This window comes from Bacillus sp. ISL-41, from assembly GCF_018613235.1.
Taxonomy (GTDB): domain Bacteria; phylum Bacillota; class Bacilli; order Bacillales; family Cytobacillaceae; genus Mesobacillus.
On sequence record NZ_JAGGQP010000029.1, the window covers coordinates 190,931 to 210,796 of the forward strand.

The window sequence follows — 19,866 nt, forward strand, 5'->3', positions numbered from 1 at the left end:
TTATTTCTCTATCTATCGTCTATTGGCAATTTCTCTACACTTTCAAAAACTTGCGGACGGACATAAGACTTCCCCAGATTCCAATTGCAGCACCCATGATGATCAGGATCGCCGATAATTGATAAACAAACGGGTTAAATTCTAGCAATTTAATAAAGTGGTCTTTCAATCGATCGTTCAAGAAATCGAATGCATAATAATAGGCGCTGGAGACGACAGCGATTGGTATCACTGCCCCAAGTATGCCAAGCCATAAACCCTCTAAAAAGAATGGCCATCTAATGAAATTATTCGTTGCTCCTACAAGTCTCATAATCTCAATTTCTCGTTTGCGGGCCATGATGGTTATTTTAATCGTATTCGATATCAGGAACATCGCTGTGAACAGAAGGCCGACAATCAGTATAAGGCCGACATTCCGGCTTATTTTTATAAAGCTGAATAGCTGCTCTACCTTACCCTGGCCATATTTTACAGATGTTACATATTCCTGTTTTTCAATTAGCTTTGCGACTTTCATTGTATCGGTTGGGTTTTTCGTCTTTATGACGAACACATCATTCAACGGATTATCTTGTTCAAAAAGCTTGTAAGCCTCTCCTTCTTCACCCATGCTTTCGATGAGGGCTTCGAGCTCCTGCTCTTTAGAAGAATATTTTACGCTTTTGACTTCCGGAACCTGTTTGATTCTTTGTTCCAGTACCGCTTTATCTTTGTCGTTCGCTGCTACATCCACATGGACTCGGATTTCTACATCTTCCTCGATCGTGGTTGCGACTTTATTTAAATTCATCATAATGACGAAAAAGACACCGACCAAAAGCAGGGTAACTGTAACGGCGCTTACGGAGGCAAAAGTCATCCAGCCATTCCTGCCTAAGCTTTTAAAGCTCTCCCGGACATGGCGGCGAAATGTTCTAGCTTTCATATCCGTATTCACCTTTCATTTCGTCACGGGCAATCCTGCCATTCTCAATCGCGATGACGCGATGCGTGATTGTGTTGACGATTTCTTTGTTGTGGGTAGCCATGACGATCGTGGTTCCCCTTAAGTTAATTTCTTCGAAAATGTTCATAATTTCCCATGAAGTATCGGGATCAAGGTTTCCAGTGGGCTCATCGGCAATCACCACTTTCGGTGCGTTCACAATTGAACGAGCAATGGCAACACGCTGTTGTTCTCCTCCTGATAGCTCGGTAGGAAGCGCTCTCGCCTTATGCTTAAGTCCGACAAGTTCCAAAGTTTCCATAACGCGCTTTTTGATATATTGCGGCTGTTCCTCGATGACTTCCATCGCAAAAGCGACATTTTCATAGACTGAAAGAGTATTCAACAATTTGAAGTCCTGGAACACAACGCCAATATTCCGGCGCAGCAATGGTACTTTGCTGTCCTTCAACTTTGCTAGATTGACACCATTTATAATGATGGAACCTTTGGAAGGCTTGACCTCCCGGTACATCATTTTAATAAAAGTGGATTTTCCAGCACCGCTGGGCCCTACTACGTATAAAAATTCACCTGCATCTATATGAACATTAATTCCATTAGCGGCAACAATGCCGTTAGGATATGTTTTATAAACATCCTGCATATCTATCATTTTTGTATCACCTTAGATAGTTAGTCTTATCAAATCGGCTATTCTTCGACAATTTGTAACAAACCTATTATAGCATCTCCCTATAGTAAAAAAACCCTTTTAATTATTACAGTTTCTTTTCAAATCGGGCATTTTTTTCCACTAAATCCCTACAGTGGATATCCTATCTATTGATTTGACCGTTGTTCTGCTTCTCAAGCCAGCTATTAACTTAGTAAAATACTGGTATAATCCACTTTTTTATTTAGTAGAATTTTTAGTTTTATTACTGCAATGTAACAAGTATTTGTCGTAACATGTATGGACATTTTGTGAAGCTTGCTGAATTGCTAAATAATTTGGCGATTTTACGAAAATGTATAAAGACAGCAATTTCCCTATGGTTGTATTGGAAAGAACAGCATAAAAAAAACGCCCTGTAATCAGGACGTTTCCTTAAAACTCTTATTTTTTGTTAGCCAACCATTCAGCCACTGCTGAAGCATCGTCGCCTTCAAGCAGTTTTGGAGGCATTGAGCCCTGACCGTTTGCGATTACACTTTCAATTTCTTCTTGTGACAAACGTGAACCTACATCGCTTAGCTTAGGTCCAACTCCGCCTTCCAGGTCACCGCCATGGCAGCTAGAGCATTTTTGATTATAGAGCTTTTCTGGATCCGCACCAGCTGTGTCCCCACCGCCAGCTTCATCACCGCCGCCTCCGCAAGCTGCCAGTGCCAAGGAGGTTCCCATTAATAGAGCTAATAATTTCTTCTTCAACTTAACTCCCCCTAAGAAAATTTTGCATACACGACTATTTTATACCAATATTAGGCTCTTTTAAAACCCTCACCCAATACCTCAGAAGCATCCATTACAATGACAAATGCTGATGGGTCAATGGATTGGACCAATTGTTTCAATTTTGTGAACTCCGTCTGGTCCACGACACACATGATAATTGGCCGTTCCTGGTCCGTATAGCCGCCGTATGCTGATAGTTTTGTCACTCCGCGGTCTATTTTATTCAAAATTGCTTCACGAACTTCATCCTGCTGGTTTGTAATGACCATCGCCATCTTCGAGCGCCCGATGCCGACCTGCACAAGGTCAATCGTTTTGCTGGTCACATAAAGCCCGATCAACGCATAAAGACCGCGTTCAATATCGAATACAATTGCTGCAGATAATACAATCAGTCCATCAATCAACGCCACGCAGGTACCAAGCGACAGCCCAGTATACTTGTGGATAATTTGCGCCGCCAAATCAGTACCGCCAGTTGACGCGTTTCCTCTAAAAACAATGCCAAGACCAAGACCGACGCCAATTCCGCCGAACAATGATCCAAGTAAAGGATCCAGAGTCCATGGTTTTACGTCATTCGTCAGGAACACGACAAATGGAAGGAAAATGGTCCCTGCAAGAGTTTTATACCCGTATTGTCTCCCGAGTAAAACAACCCCCGCAATAAACAGCGGGATATTAAAAGCCCACTGCACATACGCCGGCTCCCAGCCAAGCGTCGCATCCAAAATCGTACTGATCCCGCTGACCCCGCCTGAAGCAACCCGGTTCGGCAGCAAGAACACATTGAACGAAATGGCCACAATCCCAGAACCAATCAACACATATACATATTCAATCAGCTTTTCTAAAGTTGGATTTATCGTATGATTTCGCCGTTTTTTCACAGTCCTATCCCCTTTTCCCTTTAATGCCGTCAGTGAGTATAGCACGTGTCGAATTTTCTGTAAACGCTAGCAGTGCGCCGTGTTAAAGGGGCAAAGTTGATTTTGAAACCTTCCCTGGTGTTGCGTTATTTGAGACTTATTTGATGTAAAAACGAATATTATCATTTTCACTAACACTATTACTGTCAAACAGAGCCTATATTATAGAAACAATTCGTCTAGTTTATTTTGCAAGCAAAATATTGTAGGAATTAGTTGTGTTTGTGAAATTATGAACAATTTTTGACGTTTCATCAAATACCCTTACCCCTAGTCGTACTTTGTGATATATTTCACGTATAAGGAGGCGGTCATATGATTAGTCTTTCCTGTAGAAAAGAAAAATACATTTTTTTAATACCTCACATGCTCACCATTACACATATTCGGGTCCAGCATCTGGCCAGACTGTAGATTACGGATTGTAAATAAAGAGCTTGTAAGTAACTGACCAATAACAAATCGAAACTATATAAATTTTTCAGAAAGAGGGTAATGAATATGGCTAAAAAAGTGGTAATCGTAGGTGGAGTTGCAGGCGGAGCTACAACGGCTGCTCGTTTAAGAAGATTGGATGAACAGACAGAAATCGTGATGATCGAACGAGGTGAATATATTTCTTTTGCAAACTGCGGACTTCCTTATTATATTGGCGGTGCGATTCAGGAACGAGACGCATTGCTGGTGCAGACAGTTGAAGGCATGTCCAAGAAATTCAACATGGACATCCGCAACTTGAGTGAAGTGACGCGCATTGACCGCGAACGAAAAGTAGTTGAAATCAAGAATCTTAAAACAGGCGAAACTTATGAAGAAAGCTATGATGTGCTTGTTTTATCACCAGGAGCAAGTCCAATTAAGCCGCCAATTCCGGGCATTAATGAAGCGGAAGCATTGTTCACGCTTCGCAATATTCCTGATACTGATAAAATCAAGGCGTATGTTGATGAGCAGCAGCCAAAGAAAGCGACAGTCATCGGCGGCGGCTTCATCGGTGTTGAAATGGCCGAAAACCTTTGGGAACGCGGTGTTGAAGTAACACTCGTCGAGATGGCTGATCAGATCATGGCGCCAATCGACTTTGAAATGGCTTCTATTTTACATCAGCACCTACGTGAAAAAGGTGTGAATCTTGTCCTTGAAGACGGCGTGAAATCTTTTGAAAAGAACGGACAAATCATTAACCTGAACAGCGGCAAGCAAATTGATACTGACCTCGTTATTCTTGCGATTGGCGTTGCGCCTGAAAATAAATTGGCTAAGGAAGCTGGGCTGGAGCTAGGACTTCGCGGTGCCATCCGTGTCAACGAACGCCTGCAGACGGCTGACGAAAGCATTTACGCAATCGGTGACGCAATCGAAGTGAAAGACTATATCAACGGACAGGCAACTCACATCCCGCTTGCATGGCCGGCCAACCGCCAGGGACGTATCGTCGCTGACCATATCAACGGCATCGACTCCAAGTACCAGGGCACACTTGGCACGTCCATCGCGAAGGTGTTCGACATGACCGTTGCAGCAACAGGTAATAATGAGAAGACTTTGAAGCGTCTTGGCATTTCGTACGATGTCGTGCACGTTCACCCAAGCTCTCACGCTGGATACTATCCAGGGGCCTTCCCGATCGCACTAAAATTGATCTTTGACCGCGAGACAGGAAAAATCTTCGGTGCACAGGCTGTATCTTATGATGGCGCAGACAAGCGCATTGACGTATTAGCAACTGCCATCAAAGGCGGCATGACGATTTTTGACCTGCCGGATCTTGAACTGGCATACGCACCGCCATATTCTTCTGCAAAAGACCCAGTCAACATGGCTGGCTATGCAGCGAAGAATTTAGCCGAAGGTCTAGTGGAAACAGTTCAATGGCATGAAATCAATGATATTTTAGCTGATGGCGGTTACCTGATTGACGTCCGTGAGCCAATCGAGCGCGATATGGGCATGATTGAGGGTTCTGTGAATATTCCACTTGGCGAGCTTCGCGACCGTCTGGGTGAGATCCCAACGAAAGAAGTGTACGTTTACTGCCAGGTCGGCCTTCGCGGTTACCTTGCTACCCGCATCTTGATGCAGGCTGGATTCAAGGTAAAGAACCTGGATGGCGGCTACAAGACTTACTCTTGCGTGTTCGAGCCAGATGCGAGCGAGAACTGTGGTACACCGATCAGCGACAATGGCGTTGCACAGCGTAATGCTGCGATGGAGGAAATCGCTGCTGGTGCTGCCCAGGCTAGTGTTGGATTGGCTGTTGAAGCCGCTCCTGTAGCCGCTGATTCTGTCGCTCCTGCCGTGGCAGCTGTACCGCCGACTGTAAAAACAACTCTTGATGCTTGCGGCCTGTCTTGCCCTGGTCCGATCATGAAAGTGTATAAAACTATTGGCGATATGCAGGACGGCGAAGTGATGGAAGTCCACGCAACAGACCCAGGCTTCGCGAAGGATATCAAAGCTTGGTGTGAGAAAACAGGCAACAAGCTGATCAGCAACAAGTTTGAGGATAAAAAGTTCAAAGCGCAAATCATGAAAGGCAATGTGGTCGTGCCTATGAATACGATGGTGGCTCCTGTTGAGGTTCCAACTGGCGTGCCGACTGCGGCTAAAAATGGCGCGACGATGGTCGTGTTCAGCGGCGACCTCGACAAGGCCATCGCAACCTTCATCATCGCATCCGGTGCGGCGGCGATGGGCAAAGAAGTAACCTTGTTCTTCACCTTCTGGGGACTGAACATCCTGAAGCGCAACGACGCACCATCAACCGAGAAAGACATGATGGCAAAAATGTTCAGCATGATGATGCCGAAGGGCGCAAACAACCTGCCACTGTCCAAGATGAACATGGGCGGCATGGGCTCCAAGATGATCAAGACAGTCATGGCCAACAAAAACGTCGACAGCCTTGAAACTCTGATGAAAAACGCCATGGACGCCGGCGTCAAGCTAGTAGCCTGCGGCATGAGCATGGACATCATGGGCATCGCAAAAGAAGAACTCATCGACGGAGTCGAAATCGGCGGCGTAGCAGCTTATCTCGGTGACGCTGAGGATTCTGGATTGAATTTGTTTATCTAATATTGGTTTGGAGGGCGGCCTTCCACGGCGGGAGGCTGCTTTTTTGGTGTTTTTTCGAGGTTGAATTTTCCAAATTTCGGATGAAGGAAAGAATATGGTGGATTTTCGGGCAATTATTGGTCAGTTTCGGGCAATTCCTCTCCAGTTTCGGGAGAATAGTTATAAAGATTGCTCAATTATCCCTTTGAATTAAGAGAATAATTTTTCCAGTTAAAAAATAGACCCATATATCAGCTGAATTTTATCAAAAACTCCTCTATCCCCCCTGATTTCTCCACTTCTACATGTTCTATTATTCAACTTTGGTGATCTGACGAGTCACTTATATAGAAAATTGATAAAAAGTTACCTCTTTCACTCCTTATTGGTCTGGTGCTTGCTTACTCGTTTGTGATTCATATCTATTTTGTCCTTCTTGCTTAGCGCGTGGGGTTGTTGAAAATAGGTAATTGAGGGGTGAACCGTTGTTTGATTGGAAGTTACCTTTTTTACTCCTTATCTGTTTTGTGCTTGCATACTTGTTTGTGATTCATATCTATTTTGTACTTCTTGCTTTGCACATGGGGGTGTTGAAAATAGGTAACTAAGGGTTTGAACCGATGTATAGTTGGGGGTTACCTTTATTACTCCTTATTTGTTTCGTGCTGGTTCTTATATGACCTGATATTTCTGTTTTTTCTATTCAGGATTTTTATCGAGAATTATCGAATATGTTGCTATTAACCTAAAGGAGTGAAGGCTTTTTGATAGCAAAAAGAAGAACGATCCCACTGAGAATACTCGTAAATGAAGCGTTGCTGCGCAGACTCCCTCTTGATCATCCCAAAAGGCAAGAAATTCTAAAAGATCTGTTGATTAAAAGAGCTGGTTTAAAAGGCGAGCAGGATATGGATTATTACATTAGCCTTTTAAATGAAAATGATTTTTCCATCCTCCAGGATCTCCGCATTCCACTTGGCACGAACTACTTCCAAATTGATTTCCTTCTTTTATCAACCAAATTTGCCCTGCTGATTGAAAATAAGAATATGCCTGGCATCATCGAATTCGACCCTGATTTTAAACAGGTGTTTCGCAAGTACAATGACAGCATGGAAGTATATGATTGCCCCGTCGACCAGGTGAAAAGGCAAGTCTATCAATTCAGGAACTGGCTGAATAAACATAATATCAACCCGCCTCCACTTGAGTTCCTAGTCACCTACAGCAATCATGGCTCTATCCTGCAAAATCCAAGTAAAAACCTAGAAATTTTTAACCGAGTTTGTAAAGGAGGACAATTGGTCTTTAAAGTAGATGAATATCAAAATCGTCACCAAAGAGAATTTCTTTCGATCAAGGATGTAAAAAAGTTAGCGAAACTGCTGATCAAGAGCCATGAACCTGAAAAGCAAGTATCAGCAAGTACAATATCTCCCCTTCTGAAATAACATCTGGCATCCTCTGTCCATCCTGCCACCGCTTCCACATGGAAAGAATCTCAAGGAAATGGTACTGCCCTCATTGCGGAACTACTTCGACCAATGCACATGAACAGGCTGTCTTCGATTACTTTTTACTGATTGGTCCTACAGTTTCGAACATGCAGCTAAGGGCCTTTCTGCATCTTCCATCACAGAAAGTTGCGAGTTACTTGCTTGGGATTATGGAACTCGAACATACCGGGAGTACGAAGAATCGGGTTTATTATCGAACATATATTGGCTAGTTTTTTTGAGTTGAAAAATTGAACTGCCTCTGGGGTATTGATTTACTTAAGTAAGAAATCCGATTGGTAAATAATTGTTAATTCCATTCTATTTAGAAGTAAATAATTATGATAAGCTAAAAAGAGACCAGATATTTATAGGTCAGCATGTTTTTAGAAAAGAACGGTGTGCATGTATCTATTCCAAGTTATTGAACCCATTAAAGAAAGTGATAGTTTATGGGTATATATCATGCCCCCTGCCATCTTACTACTAGCACTATTAGGTATATATTTTATTTCTATCGGTTTAAAGAGGAATAGAAATGACAGATTACAAAGGATTGAAGACAAGTTAGATACACTTCTATCGAAAAAGGGACATAAGGATAGTCAGAAACCAAAAGGTTGAGGATGGCTCAAATACATCTTTGCTTTAACTAAATTCTACGAGGTTTGATAATAATGAAGAAAAAAATCGTAATGCTATTAACTGCGGCTCTATTTTTCACAATTTTTGCTGCTTATCTTGTTGGGTGGAAGGATTCCAGGAAATTAAGAGTTATTGAATCAGAATACGCAGACCTTGAATGGTTTAACAAGCAGATACAACTAAATAATGAAGTACAAATTTCATATAGCCAAGGTGAGCTATCCAAAGAAACGGTTGAAGTTAGTTTGAGCTCGTTACAAAATGCCTACCAACTTTATTTGCCAAACGAGACAGAAAGATCGAAAGAAATAGATGAATTGTGGGCTAGATATTGGAGTGTTACTACTAAAGATAGAATGGCTGAATATGATTTATCAGTTTTACAGGACATTGGAACAGAACTAACTAAAATTGAAAGGGATATGGCAAGTGAGGTTTCTGTTTTAAGAGAAAAGCAGAACAATTATTGGTGGAAGTAAGCCTAGATATGACTTTAAATAGTAACGCTCTGAGTTTTCATCTCCTACTCAGAGCGTTTTTCTATTCTACTTTGAATATCCATCGAAATATTGCCCTAAGGATTAAACTCCACATCTCAACTTTACCAAAATTATGCAGACGGCACGATTATTTGTGTTTTTGGATTTATTATTGCTGTTTTTCGGGCAATTAAATCCGTCTTTCGGGAGATTCCGTCTTTGTTTCGGGAGATTATCAACATTTATTAAGAGAATAATTTTTCCAGGTCCCCAAACGGGCGAGTTTCCCACTAAAAAATCCCCCGCCAACCCGGCGGGGGACTCCCAAAACTCATATTCAGTTCGGTTTATTCACCCAAACTTAACTTAGACCTCAAATAAGCATCAATAAACATATCAATATCGCCATCCATAACGCCTTGGACGTTGCCGGATTCGGCGCCGGTGCGGTGGTCTTTTACCATGGAGTACGGGTGGAATACATAGGAGCGAATCTGGCTGCCCCAGCCGATTTCTTTTTGCTCGCCGCGGATTTCGTCCAGCTCGGCTTGCTGCTGTTCGATTTCACGCTGGTAAAGCTTTGCTTTCAGCATCTTCATCGATGTTTCACGGTTCTTGATCTGTGAACGTTCTGCCTGCGAGGAAACAACGACACCAGTTGGCAAGTGCGTGATCCGGACGGCTGAGTCAGTGGTGTTGATGTGCTGACCGCCGGCGCCGCTTGCACGGTACGTATCGATTTTCAGGTCTTCCGTACGGATTTCGATCTCGATTTCGTTGTTGAACTCCGGCATCACTTCGCAGGATACGAAAGAAGTATGGCGGCGTCCTGAAGAGTCGAATGGCGAAATACGTACCAGACGGTGTACGCCTTTTTCTGCCTTCAAATAGCCGTAAGCATTATGTCCGTTAATTTTCAACGTGACACTCTTGATTCCTGCTTCATCCCCTGGCAGGTAATCCAAAGTTTCTACCTTGAACCCACGCTTTTCCGCCCAGCGCGTGTACATGCGCAACAGCATTGAGCCCCAGTCCTGTGATTCCGTTCCACCAGCACCTGGGTGCAACTCAAGAATTGCATTATTTTTATCGTGCTCTTCACTCAACAACAATTGAAGCTCAAACTCACTCATGCGCTCCTTGAATTCCAAAAGCTCCTTCTCCAGCTCTTCCCGAAGGTCAGCGTCGTCTTCCTCTTTTACAAGCTCATAAGTTAGATCGAGATTTTCGTATGTCTCGTTCAGCTCGTTAAAAACATTAACCTGTTCCTTCAGCGCATTTGCTTCGTTGATGACAACCTGTGCCTTCTGCTGGTCATCCCAGAAGTCCGGCGCAAGCATGCCATCCTCTAGCTCAGCGATCCGCGCTTCTTTATTTTCAAGGTCAAAGAGACCCCCTGAAGTCCGCTAATTTCTTAGCTGTTTTTTCAAGCTCATTCCTGATATCCGCTAATTCCATATCATTCACCTCAAAAGAAAGTTAATTACTATTATACCTCATTCTATGCAGCAAGGAAAAAGAGAGCCGGTTACCCGCGCCCTCTTGGAGTCTCTTTAACGCATCACCGCACCGGGGGTCAGACCCCCGGTGCGGTAGTGCGGTGAAGCAGGTTTTATTCTGCTTTGCCGCAGCAGTTTTTGTATTTCTTGCCGCTGCCGCAGATGCATGGGTCATTGCGGCCGACATCCATTGATTTGACGACAGGCTTCTTCTTAACTTTACCGCCTTCGCCTTCTTTTGGATTCACCGCGTGGCCTTTCGCTACTTCCTGGCGCTCAAGGTTGCTGCGGATTTCAGCTTTCATGATATATTTCGCAACGTCGTCTTCGATGGAAAGTACCATGTTTTCAAACATCGCAAACCCTTCGTGCTGGTATTCGCGCAACGGATCGATCTGGCCATATGCACGCAGGTGGATACCCTGGCGCAGCTGGTCCATCTGGTCGATATGGTCCATCCACTTCGAGTCAACCGAACGCAGCACGATAACTTTTTCAAATTCACGCATTTGCTCATCTGTCAGCATTTCTTCTTTTTCATCATAGCGCTCTTTCACCTTCGCCATGATGGCTTCAATGATTTCATCCTGCTCTTTGCCGCGAAGGTCTTCGACAGTGATGTCGCCTTCGTGTAGCAGGTTGCCGTTTACGTAGTCCATGATGCTGTTCAGATCCCATTTTTCCATATCCTCGCCTGCTGGCGTATGGGCAGAGACATTGCGCTCCAATGCAGACCTAATCATTTTTTCAACGATGTCTCGTAGGTTGTCAGATTCAAGAACCTCGTCACGCTGCTTGTAGATGATTTCGCGCTGCTGACGAAGAACATCGTCGTACTGAAGCAACTGCTTACGAGCATCGAAGTTGTTGCCCTCAACACGTTTTTGCGCAGATTCAACGGCTCTTGAAACCATCTTGCTCTGGATTGGCTGGGTGTCATCCATGCCCAGGCGCTCCATCATCGATTTCATATTGTCAGAACCGAAGCGCCGCATCAGTTCATCTTCCATAGAAAGATAGAACTGCGTCACACCAGGGTCTCCCTGACGTCCGGAACGTCCGCGAAGCTGATTGTCGATACGGCGGCTCTCGTGTCGTTCTGTACCAATAACCGCAAGACCGCCAACTTCTTTAACACCCTCACCAAGCTTGATATCCGTACCACGGCCCGCCATGTTCGTCGCGATCGTAACCGCGCCTTTCGAACCGGCTTCCGCGATGATTTCCGCTTCACGCTCATGGTTTTTCGCATTCAGGACATTATGCTTGATGCCCTTTTTCGATAAAAACGCAGAAATGATTTCGGAAGTTTCAATCGCAACCGTACCAACAAGGACCGGCTGTCCAGCCTGATGGCGCTCAGCGATGTCTTCGGCTACCGCCTTGAACTTCCCTTCCATCGATGCATAGATTAAATCCGGACGGTCGTCACGCGCGATCGGACGGTTCGTCGGGATAACGACAACGTTCATATTGTAAATATTGCGGAATTCTTCTTCCTCAGTCTTCGCCGTACCCGTCATACCGGAAAGCTTTTCATACATACGGAAGTAGTTCTGGAATGTGATTGTCGCAAGCGTCATGCTTTCATTCTGGATCTCAAGGCCTTCTTTTGCCTCGATCGCCTGGTGCAAGCCTTCGCTATAGCGGCGCCCCTTCATCAGACGGCCAGTGAACTGGTCAACGATAACGATCTCGCCGTCCTGGACGACATAATCGACATCCTTGTGCATGCTCGCCTGGGCTTTCATCGCCTGGTTGATGTGGTGAAGCAATGTCACATGCTTGATGTCAAAAAGGTTCTCGATGCCAAAAGCCTTCTCGGACTTCGTGATTCCTTCCTCAGTCAGCTGGACACCCTTCGTTTTTTCATCATAAGTGTAGTCCTCTTCACGCTTCAGCGTGCGCACGAATGCATTCGCCTGAATGTATAGTGCGGCAGATTTTTGCGCAGAACCCGAGATAATCAATGGCGTACGCGCTTCATCGATCAAGATGGAGTCAACTTCATCGATGACACAGAAGTGCAAAGGACGCTGAACCTTCTGGTCTGAGTAAAGCACCATGTTGTCACGAAGATAGTCGAAGCCGAATTCGTTGTTCGTACCATAAGTGATATCAGCGCGGTACGCTTCCTGCTTCTCTTCCTTCGTCATGCTGTTCAGGTTGAGGCCGACAGAAAGGCCAAGGAATTCATACAGCTTGCCCATCTCAACGGCGTCACGGCTTGCCAAGTATTCGTTGACCGTGATGACATGCACACCGCGACCAGTGATTGCGTTCAGGTAAACCGGCATTGTCGCTGTAAGGGTTTTACCTTCACCAGTCTTCATTTCAGAGATATTCCCTTCATGGAGGGAAATACCACCCATCAACTGGACTTTATAAGGATACAAACCAAGGACACGCTTAGCACCTTCACGGACGACTGCGAACGCTTCAACTAGCAGGTCATCAGTAGACGCGCCGTTCTGGTAACGGGATTTGAACTCCTCCGTCTTTTCCCTGAGCTGATCGTCTGACAGCTTTTCCATATCACCTGCAAGCGCATCGATTTGGTCCGCCATTTTCGTCAATCTTTTGATATCGCGTTTATTCTGGTCGAAAATTTTCGTTAAAATCCCCATACAGACGCTCCTTTTATCTATTGAATCTCGTTGTATTTTATAAGTTGTTTGTCGTAAAAAATTGTTCCAAAGAAAAAAGATTCGCTGTTAACGCACCGAATCCCTTTTAGAAAAATTCGATTTATTTCTTCTTACTATTCTACCACTTACAAAAGGGAGTGACAACCAATCGGAAAAGGCGAAAAGTCCCACTGCCATCAGACAGAGGGACCCCAGGTATTATTGATTTTTCATAAAATCCAAAACTTCAAGGTCGATCTTGCCCTTCTCCTGCTCTCTTTCCTCGAAGTTTTCGGTGTGGATATAGGCAGTGAGCGCTTTGTGGAGTTCTTCGTCATCATCTGGATCCGCCTTAAGGTAATCAAGACGCTTGAGATGCTGGACGACTGTCGCCTTGACCTCTCCATCAACTACCACAATGTTCTCATGCTTTGCTTTTGCAAAATAAAGCTGCTGCAGTCCGTAGATGCGGATCAGTTCGGTGATAGGCTCCGGATGGTCATCGACACGCAAATCGATGTAACGGTCGTTGTAACCGCCATATCCGCCCTTCTCCTTGACGACAAGAAGTGCCGCCGACTGCTGGCCTCTGCTGTCGCCACCCGCTTGCTGGCCGGCGTTGAGTGCCTGAAGCAAACGGTGTGCGAGCGAGCCTTCCGTCGACTCAAATGTATCTGCCATAGCTTTCACAGTATTCTCATCAACTAAAATATTTCCCTGCGCCGCAAAATGCTTGCCAGTCATTCCTCCCGCCCAGTCATAGCAATATGTACCAGTAAAAGTTGCACCGTTTCCTTCTGCATCAATCAAGCCGACCTGGCGCATTTCCTTGTCGGGGTCGTCCTTCGTGATCAGCTCCATCACTTCCTCAGCAGATTTCCCCTGAGCCATCAGCTCCAGGGCCTGCGGGCCATATGCTGTATTCGCGTATGACTGAGTAGCCAGAGCTCCAACACCAGCCTTCGCAAACGGAACAACTGCCCCTACTCCAAGAAATTTAGATTGTACGGCAATTCCCCATTCTTTTTCCTGGTTATCATAACCTACGATTGAAAATGTCATATGTATCGCCTCCTATAAAAATATTTCGGCACTCGGCATAATATTTCCTTCAAAAGAACATATTAAAACCCACAGCCAATTTCTGACTGTGGGTAGAGTGTTAGATTATTATTGAGCTTCAATCAAACCATAACGGCCGTCGTTACGCTTGTAAACAACATTTGTTTGGTTTGTTTCAGCGTTTGTGAAGACGTAGAAGCTGTGGCCCAGCATGTTCATCTGCAGGATCGCTTCCTCGCTGTCCATCGGCTTCAGGTCAAAGCTCTTGGTACGGACAACTTCAAGATCCTCATCTTCTTCAATCTGCTCAACTTCTGTGAAAATTGGAGCGTAATCCTTAAGGCTTTCCTTTTCACGGAACTTGCGGTTGACCTTTGTCTTATGCTTGCGGATCTGACGTTCAAGCTTATCAGTGATCAAATCAATCGCAGCATACATATCTTCATGAAGCTCCTCCGCGCGAAGCACAAGGTCCTTCATCGGAATCGTAATTTCAACTTTTGATTTTTTATCCTGGTAAACTTTCAGGTTCACGTTCACATTGGCATTGGGTGACTCGGTAAAATACCGGTCAAGCTTCGCAACCTTCTTCTCTACATACTCTCTGATTGCTGGCGTTACCTCAATGTTTTCTCCACGAATGTTGTAGTTCATAGTGGACTCCTCCTTTGGGATATGACTATGTATTACTAATTCTATTTTACCCCAAAGAACTCCTGCAAAAACAGTCTGAAGATTTGACATTTTTATGTCTGTTTTTACCGTCGGAATAGTGGATAATTTGTAGAGGCTTGTCCGAATATGGGAAAACCGCCCGGGATTGGGCGGTTTAGTTGATGTAATAAGGCCTGAATTGTTTATTGATTTTCCTGGACCATTCGGAAAAAGCAGGATAAATACTCTCACCAATTACCTCTTCCCATATACTGTAATCAGAATGATGAAGTAATTGAGCCTTTTCCCATACATTCGTAAAAGAAGTGAATTGGATCAGGACTTCCGGTCGCTCCCCAAAATGCTCAGCCAGAACCTGGTTGGATAGATGGATTTGCCCAAACGCCAAACTGACATCATCCCACAAGTGATCAGCGTCCTCCAGCCTCAGTTTTTCAAGACAAAGAAAGATATGTCCAAATGCTTCTTCAATGGTATCCAGCAAACCGATATACTGCCTGACCAAGAGCATTTTCTCTTCATTTAACGCATTCAATCCATTCACCTATTTCCTCTTGTCGTAAAACATGCCATCTGTCGAAAGGTTTTGATATGGATTGACATATTTTGTGTTTGATTCTTTTTTCGCCTGCAGGTTCTTGATGTCTTTCTGAATCGAGACTTTTTCAGTTTTTAAAAACTGCTCAAGACTGGCGTTCAGTTCGACGATTTGCTTGCCCAGCTCAGCTTCCTCAGGAGTATAGGGAGGAACGATTTCTTTCATAAGGACCTCGCGCCTGTCCAAAAGCTCTTCCACTTTTGAAATCTTCTCATCCCGTTCTCCCTGATAACTTTGCAGAATCTGAATCAACTCAATTGTTGCCTCGTAAAAGTTCTTTACTGCACTCACTACGCCATGCCACCCTGGCTGTGCTGCTTCTGGCGGTTCAGCTGGATGACCTGCTTCCACGTATCACGGAATTCAGTAACCAGCCCTTCCACTTCCTCAAGAGCACCCAGATCATTCTTAATATTCGCATCGATCAAGCGGCGGTTCATGAAATCGTACAACGACATCATATTTTGCGAGACTTCAAGATCCATATTCAGCGTCACCATCAACTCCTGGACAATGTTCTGCGCCTTCTGGATATTCAAATTCTTCGCCTGGATGTCCTTCGACTGAATGCCTTGCTTCGCAAGATTGATAAACTTCAAGCATCCATTATATAACATCAACGTCAATTCCCCAGGAGATGCAGTATTAACAGAACTCTGCTGGTAAGACTGGTACGGATTATTTAGTGCCATTTAGAACGCTCCTTTTTTAAAACTTACATACTGAACTGCTGCATCAAATACATCGACTGGCTGTTCGACCGCTGGATTGCTTTTTCCATGGCTGTGAATTGGCGCCAGTAACGGTCCTCCACTTTAATCATTCGATCCTCAAAGCGGTCAATCTGTCGGTCAACATTATCGAGCTGGCGGCCCAGCAAGAACTGCTTTGTTGTAGAAAACGAGTTCCCTGCACGCTCCTTTAATTTATCCATTGCCCCATTGACTGTATCATAAAGCCGATGGACAATTCCTTGCTCGTCACTTGTTGTGCCTGTTCCGCGGAATAGATTTTCAACAGAAGCTGGATCGTTTTCAATCGCTTTTTTCAGCTCTGCTTCATTAATCTCAAGCTTTCCACCCTGCATATAGTTTGCGGTCGTTTTGATCCCAATGCTAGCAAGCTGATTCATCAATGGATTTACGGCTGCACTTTTAACTGGAGCATAAAAATTGCTGCGCATTCCGTTGAGGACTCCGGTTAAAATTGGATCTCTCTTGAGCAAGCCGCTCTTTGCCTTCTCTTCCCATTGCTCCTGCTGTTTATCTGATAATGACTCACGCTGTTCATCAGTTAAAGGTTTATAGCTCCGGTAATATTCCTCTGATGTCTTCTTTTGTATCTTATCAATCAATTCGTTATATTTATCAACAAATGCTTTAATATTGTCAAAGACCTTGTTTGAATCATTGTTAACCGACAAGGAAACCGCTGGGTCCGTGTCAGCAAATTTATTTCTTAATGTAAAAGTTACCCCGTTCATCTCGAATGTATTGGAACTACGGCTTGTCTGCATGCCGTTAATCTCAAAAACAGCATTGGTCCCATTGCTGTCACCAGCGGATAATTGCAGGAGTTCAGTAGCGAATAATCCTGTCGCTTTAATTTGGTTGACTGCAGGAACTCCACCACCAGAAAGTCTACCGTCATTAAAGTCCCCCGTCTCGGTTCTCGTTAGCGATAGCTTGTCCGCATACTGGTCATAAAACATCGTTACCCCGACATTCGAACTGTTCACCTTGTTCACAACCTGGTTAAGAGAATCGGTTGTGGAAATCAAAAAATTCTCACTTAGCCTACCTTTTGATGTTTCACTGGTTAAACTAAAGGAAGCATATTTTGGCGTATAAGTGACCTTTATTTCTTTTTCAGTCGCTAATGCCGGAACGAATTCCGTTTTCCCTGTTTCAAGATTGACTCTCCCGATTGAAGAACCATCATCTGCGACAAGGGCTTTAAAGCCAGCTGAATCAGGCTGGTCAGGGCTCAACTTGTAGGTAATTCCATCTACCTCCAGTGTAACGTTAGAAATTGGTGAGCCGATCTCCCAGGCAGATGTCCCTGACGAGAATTTCTTGGTTTCAATCTTTTCATTGAGGATGTAATCAAATTTGATTGTTGAATCCTTAGCAAGCGGACCACTGAAACGCAATTGTCCGTTTTCATCAACTGCAACTTGATTTGCTTCTAAAACAACGCCAGCTACATCCTCAACCAGTGTATAATTTTTCCCATTCACTTTCACTGACATTTCACTAAGGCTTGAAAGCTTAATTTTCTCACCATCATTTAAGTTTCCAGGAAATTGGCTTAGCACCCCGTCAGCCTTTACGGTTCTGCTTCCGATTGCCCCATCTGTCCATTGAAACTCCGAACCGCCAGACATTTTAGACTGTTGGCTATAGAGCGATTTCGAGGCGTCGACCTTATTGAGTGCATCCGTTGAGATACCTGAACTGACCTTTGTAGCCGCTGAGGCCATGCTCGTGACACTCTTAATCGTATATGAAGCCTGTGAAGCAGCGCTACTTGCAGTGGCTGATATCATGTTGGAGTTTGTTGATGTAACTGATCTCGCCCGGTATTGAGTTGTGAGTTTCATGTTTGTCAATTCAGTCCGAAAGCCAAGCAGCAAGCTATTCATTGAACGATAATCATCCCGCTGCCATTCAAGCACCTGTTTCTGTTGTTTCAATTTATCAAGCGGCATGCGCTCTGCCTTCATCAAATCGCCTACGATCTGGTCGATATCCATGCCACTCGCCAAACCGCCTATCCGCATATTAGACATACCCAATCACCTTCAAATCTTTTTATCCACCATCAGACCAATGAACTCAGTCATCGCCGCATAATAATCAAGCATCTTTTTCGGAGGAATCTCTCTTACTGTTTCTTTCGTTTTCTCGTCTACAATTTTTACGTAGTATTCATTAAGTTTTTCATGGAATTCAAACTTCAGCGCAGTAGGCGAATCCTCCATTAATTTATTCATGCCATCAACGATTTCTTTTACTTTCTCTTTTGGGAAATTCAGTGACTCATTGATATCATCTTTCTTTTCAACTTGTAAAACTTCTTCCTGTTTCTCAGTGGTTACATCAAAATTTTCGATGTTTCTAAGTTGTGAGGATAATTCATTGGATGATAAGCGTTCAATCATCTCCAATTCCTCCTGCACTATACGTTTTATAGTAGTTATATCGGAATAAATCAGGCTAAGTTTAATGTTTTTACATTTAATCTATTTCACATTATAATAGATACAGAACAAACGTTCCTGTTTAGGAGGTTTTTATATGAAGGAGCTTTTAGGTAAACTAACTTTGACTCAAGTGAATATTCTAATAGGGAGTATTATGGCAGATGGAGAAATCACAAAGATATACCCAGGAAGCAGGAGGAAAAATAATAGCTATCGAGAACACTTTAGTATTAACCAATTGGCCTATCGAGAATGGAAAGTTTCCATGTTGCCACAGCTGTTTTACTTACGCAGTTCTAAAGATTATTTAGTTTCAAAATCAAACAGCCTCTTCACAAAATTATATCCTCATTTTTATAATAACGAGGGAAGAAAGATACTCCCCGATGAATTACTGCCTCTATGTACTTTACCAGAATTTATTGCTGTCCTTTATTTAGACGATGGATCACTTTGTATATCAAGGAGGATTAATGTCCGCAAGAAACATATCTATTTAACTCCCCACATATGCTTATACTTACAAAGCTACCTCAAAGATGATTTAGAAATTCTTCAGAAACACATTGATGAAAATTTTAATATCAGCTTCTCATTAAACAAAAGAAAAGATGGATACGGGTACATATTAAAATTGACGAAGGTCAATGATAGCATGAGGTTTTTAAAATTAATTAAAAGTGCGGTTGAAGAATGTAAATTGGAGTACAAAACTGATTGGAAGAAAAGATTTGAGATTGAAAAAGAAAAGCTTCAATTGCAGTATCCTGATTTTAAAATCCTTTCTTCAGATTCGGAAAGATGGAAGAACTACACTGAACAAGAAGTAAAGACAATTATTACTCTTAAAATGGCTGATCAAACCGATAAAGCTATTGCACAACAATTAAATCGTTCCTACTGGTCAATTGTTTATAAAATCCGAGAATTAAGAAAGGATGGCCGTTTAGAATAACGGCCATCCCTTTTTAAATTAACGAAGAAGTTGTAGAACTCCTTGTGGTTGTTGGTTCGCTTGCTTTGCGACTGTACCTTTCAGTTACAGAATAGACTATATCTTCACCCTTGTCTTCAAGGGGCTGGGCACTTCGAACAGCTACTATTGCTGCCCTACGAGATTCATAGCCATAGCTTTTGCCTTAGACCGTGTTCTCTAGTCGTTGAACCTTCTCCAGAGTTTCCTCACAGGAGCTTGGCTGCTGATTAT

The 19,866-nt window shown here is 43.6% G+C and carries 17 protein-coding genes; 4 read left to right on the plus strand and 13 right to left on the minus strand.

Annotated elements, in window-relative coordinates:
- Positions 1 to 34 precede the first annotated feature (34 nt).
- The 4 genes from ftsX to J7I80_RS15070 form a co-directional block, all read right to left on the minus strand.
- Entirely contained in the window at positions 35 to 928 is an 894-nt protein-coding gene (gene ftsX, locus J7I80_RS15055; RefSeq protein WP_214739142.1) for a permease-like cell division protein FtsX, read from the minus strand.
- A complete protein-coding gene (gene ftsE / locus J7I80_RS15060; RefSeq protein ID WP_214739143.1) occupies positions 918 to 1,604 on the minus strand; it encodes a cell division ATP-binding protein FtsE in 687 nt (228 codons plus the stop codon). The genes ftsX and ftsE overlap by 11 nt, the downstream gene beginning before the upstream one ends.
- A gap of 444 nt (positions 1,605 to 2,048) precedes the next feature.
- A complete protein-coding gene (cccB, locus tag J7I80_RS15065) occupies positions 2,049 to 2,363 on the minus strand; it encodes a cytochrome c551 (RefSeq protein WP_214739144.1) in 315 nt (104 codons plus the stop codon).
- Between the two features lie 50 nt (positions 2,364 to 2,413).
- The gene (locus tag J7I80_RS15070) at positions 2,414 to 3,277 is read right to left on the minus strand and encodes a YitT family protein (protein ID WP_214739145.1); all 864 of its coding nucleotides are present in this window, start codon (positions 3,275 to 3,277) and stop codon (positions 2,414 to 2,416) included.
- 540 nt (positions 3,278 to 3,817) lie between these two features.
- Between J7I80_RS15070 and J7I80_RS15075 the strand changes: the two genes are divergently transcribed.
- The 3 genes from J7I80_RS15075 (at position 3,818) to J7I80_RS15085 (ending at position 8,993) form a co-directional block, all read left to right on the plus strand.
- Positions 3,818 to 6,394 (plus strand): CoA-disulfide reductase, encoded by a 2,577-nt coding sequence (locus J7I80_RS15075; protein ID WP_214739146.1) that lies wholly within the window; start codon positions 3,818 to 3,820, stop codon positions 6,392 to 6,394.
- A 743-nt stretch (positions 6,395 to 7,137) separates the two neighbouring features.
- Positions 7,138 to 7,824: a nuclease-related domain-containing protein gene (locus tag J7I80_RS15080; RefSeq protein WP_214739147.1), complete on the plus strand. Its 687-nt coding sequence runs from the start codon at positions 7,138 to 7,140 to the stop codon at positions 7,822 to 7,824.
- A 722-nt stretch (positions 7,825 to 8,546) separates the two neighbouring features.
- Entirely contained in the window at positions 8,547 to 8,993 is a 447-nt protein-coding gene (locus tag J7I80_RS15085; protein ID WP_214739148.1) for a hypothetical protein, read from the plus strand.
- A 347-nt stretch (positions 8,994 to 9,340) separates the two neighbouring features.
- Here the strand turns inward: J7I80_RS15085 and prfB are convergent.
- The 9 genes from prfB to flaG form a co-directional block, all read right to left on the minus strand.
- A protein-coding gene (gene prfB, locus J7I80_RS15090) for a peptide chain release factor 2 (protein WP_214739149.1) occupies positions 9,341 to 10,451 on the minus strand; the annotation gives its coding sequence in 2 pieces (ribosomal slippage) (positions 9,341 to 10,378 and positions 10,380 to 10,451; 1,110 coding nt in all).
- 154 nt (positions 10,452 to 10,605) lie between these two features.
- On the minus strand, positions 10,606 to 13,119 hold the full coding sequence (secA, locus tag J7I80_RS15095) for a preprotein translocase subunit SecA (RefSeq protein ID WP_214739150.1): 2,514 nt from the start codon (positions 13,117 to 13,119) through the stop codon (positions 10,606 to 10,608).
- Positions 13,120 to 13,338: 219 nt separating this feature from the next.
- Positions 13,339 to 14,181 (minus strand): DUF1028 domain-containing protein, encoded by an 843-nt coding sequence (locus J7I80_RS15100; RefSeq protein WP_214739151.1) that lies wholly within the window; start codon positions 14,179 to 14,181, stop codon positions 13,339 to 13,341.
- Positions 14,182 to 14,289: 108 nt separating this feature from the next.
- The gene (gene hpf, locus J7I80_RS15105) at positions 14,290 to 14,835 is read right to left on the minus strand and encodes a ribosome hibernation-promoting factor, HPF/YfiA family (RefSeq protein ID WP_214739152.1); all 546 of its coding nucleotides are present in this window, start codon (positions 14,833 to 14,835) and stop codon (positions 14,290 to 14,292) included.
- Positions 14,836 to 15,010: 175 nt separating this feature from the next.
- Complete coding sequence (locus tag J7I80_RS15110) at positions 15,011 to 15,400, minus strand: DUF8042 domain-containing protein (RefSeq protein ID WP_214739153.1); 390 nt, start codon at positions 15,398 to 15,400, stop codon at positions 15,011 to 15,013.
- The gene (gene fliT / locus J7I80_RS15115) at positions 15,401 to 15,745 is read right to left on the minus strand and encodes a flagellar protein FliT (RefSeq protein WP_214739154.1); all 345 of its coding nucleotides are present in this window, start codon (positions 15,743 to 15,745) and stop codon (positions 15,401 to 15,403) included.
- Complete coding sequence (fliS, locus tag J7I80_RS15120; protein ID WP_214739155.1) at positions 15,745 to 16,146, minus strand: flagellar export chaperone FliS; 402 nt, start codon at positions 16,144 to 16,146, stop codon at positions 15,745 to 15,747. The genes fliT and fliS overlap by 1 nt, the downstream gene beginning before the upstream one ends.
- A gap of 23 nt (positions 16,147 to 16,169) precedes the next feature.
- Positions 16,170 to 18,245, minus strand: a complete 2,076-nt coding sequence (fliD, locus tag J7I80_RS15125) for a flagellar filament capping protein FliD (protein WP_251027785.1) — start codon at positions 18,243 to 18,245, stop codon at positions 16,170 to 16,172.
- 12 nt (positions 18,246 to 18,257) lie between these two features.
- Positions 18,258 to 18,617, minus strand: coding sequence for a flagellar protein FlaG (gene flaG, locus J7I80_RS15130; RefSeq protein WP_214739156.1), 360 nt, complete (start codon positions 18,615 to 18,617; stop codon positions 18,258 to 18,260).
- Between the two features lie 136 nt (positions 18,618 to 18,753).
- Here flaG and J7I80_RS15135 point away from each other — a divergent pair, with 136 nt between their 5' ends.
- Positions 18,754 to 19,614 (plus strand): DNA endonuclease, encoded by an 861-nt coding sequence (locus J7I80_RS15135; protein ID WP_214739157.1) that lies wholly within the window; start codon positions 18,754 to 18,756, stop codon positions 19,612 to 19,614.
- Positions 19,615 to 19,866: the final 252 nt, after the last annotated feature.

Bases quoted from the DNA above. Each gene is read 5' to 3' on its own strand.
- ftsX (WP_214739142.1), bottom strand. From the start codon at position 928: ATGAAAGCTAGAACATTTCGCCGCCATGTCCGGGAGAGCTTTAAAAGC.
- ftsE (WP_214739143.1), bottom strand. From the start codon at position 1,604: ATGATAGATATGCAGGATGTTTATAAAACATATCCTAACGGCATTGTT.
- J7I80_RS15075 (WP_214739146.1), top strand. From the start codon at position 3,818: ATGGCTAAAAAAGTGGTAATCGTAGGTGGAGTTGCAGGCGGAGCTACA.
- J7I80_RS15085 (WP_214739148.1), top strand. From the start codon at position 8,547: ATGAAGAAAAAAATCGTAATGCTATTAACTGCGGCTCTATTTTTCACA.
- secA (WP_214739150.1), bottom strand. From the start codon at position 13,119: ATGGGGATTTTAACGAAAATTTTCGACCAGAATAAACGCGATATCAAA.
- J7I80_RS15100 (WP_214739151.1), bottom strand. From the start codon at position 14,181: ATGACATTTTCAATCGTAGGTTATGATAACCAGGAAAAAGAATGGGGA.
- hpf (WP_214739152.1), bottom strand. From the start codon at position 14,835: ATGAACTACAACATTCGTGGAGAAAACATTGAGGTAACGCCAGCAATC.
- fliS (WP_214739155.1), bottom strand. From the start codon at position 16,146: ATGGCACTAAATAATCCGTACCAGTCTTACCAGCAGAGTTCTGTTAAT.
- fliD (WP_251027785.1), bottom strand. From the start codon at position 18,245: ATGTCTAATATGCGGATAGGCGGTTTGGCGAGTGGCATGGATATCGAC.
- flaG (WP_214739156.1), bottom strand. From the start codon at position 18,617: ATGATTGAACGCTTATCATCCAATGAATTATCCTCACAACTTAGAAAC.
- J7I80_RS15135 (WP_214739157.1), top strand. From the start codon at position 18,754: ATGAAGGAGCTTTTAGGTAAACTAACTTTGACTCAAGTGAATATTCTA.